General features: G+C 69.5%; 1 protein-coding gene. It reads right to left on the reverse strand.

All coding sequences use genetic code 11. From position 1 onward, the window contains the following. A partial coding sequence (locus tag AC1DJW_RS26560) for a hypothetical protein (protein ID WP_476902968.1) occupies positions 1 to 437 on the reverse strand: 437 nt, incomplete at its 3' end. Positions 438 to 554 lie beyond the last annotated feature (117 nt).

Below are 554 nucleotides of genomic sequence, written 5' to 3' on the forward strand. Positions count from 1 at the left end.
CCGGTCTTGGGTGTGCCGGTCCAGGTGTTGCTGGTGCCGGGGACGGGGTATTGGTTTTGGACGGTCCAGTTCCAGGTTCCGAGGTGGGGGACGATTTTCGCGGTGTAGGTTCCGCCGCCGCTTTGGTTGCTGGTGCCGGTGAAGACGACGATCCCGAGGACGGTGGTGACGGTGAACTGGCCTKKGAAGCGGGGATCGGTCAGKGCCCAGTCGGTGACGGTGATGGTGAGGCTCGATCCCTGGCAGGACGCGCTGACGGTGGCGGTGGATGCCAGGGTGGCGGTGGAGACGGGGAGCGCGGCGCCGGCGGTGGTGTTGAACGCGGCTTGGGCGATGCCGGGGGCGAAGACCAGGACSGCGGCGGCTGCCAGGACCGCGGCGAGGCGCCCGGGCGCGGGCGTCCGGGCGGTGTCGGCGGTGCTCCGGCTTCTTCGCAAGGTCGGCGGCTTTCTGTCAGGCCCGGTGGTCGGTTCCATTCTCACCGTTTTCAGGCGGTAAGGGCAGGGCACCGGGTCCGGTTCTTGGAGGATTTCAGGCGGCGCGCCGGGCGGTGT

The organism is Arthrobacter sp. 05L417, from assembly GCF_056397865.1.